The sequence below is a fragment of the Pseudaminobacter sp. Soil_N_29 genome (assembly GCF_057656055.1).
This window is the reverse complement of sequence record NZ_JBDGLC010000035.1, coordinates 1-469: the sequence shown is the minus strand read 5'-3', so window position 1 is coordinate 469 and position 469 is coordinate 1. Positions and strand designations below refer to the sequence as shown.

Here is a 469-nt window from a genome sequence, read left to right as displayed (position 1 = left end):
AAGGTAGGCCATCTCCTGACAATGGGGAGCAACGAACGAAAGTTGCATTGACGTTCTCTTCTTCTGTTGGCCTACTATTTCGCGGGTCGTTTCGATCAGGCTCGGCCATGAAGGCGCCGTAGGGGCGTATTGCCAGGAGGGGAGGAAATTCCGCGGCTGAGATGCCGCAACCCAGCTCAGGAGCAGGACAAACCAGGGAGGAAAGCATGCCGGAGTTCAAACTCAGGAATGGAAGCGCGCCCGGTTTTTCTCGCCGTCACGTGCTGCAACTCGGGATGGGCGTCGCTGGCGCAACACTGATGCCCGGCTTCGTCGGTCAAGTCGTCAAGGCCTATGCCGACGACAAGCCTCCACTCGGCACCTGGCCCGCCGGCTCTGAGGGCGACACCGTCTTCATCGGCGCCTCGGTTCCGCGCACCGGCACCTATGCCGTCCAGGGTGAAGACGAAATCAAGGGCATGGAACTTGC

General features: G+C 60.6%; 1 pseudogene. It reads left to right on the top strand.

Annotated elements, in window-relative coordinates:
• Positions 1-206: 206 nt before the first annotated feature.
• A pseudogene (locus AC3A4H_RS23620) lies at positions 207-469 on the top strand (branched-chain amino acid ABC transporter substrate-binding protein); the annotation flags it as partial.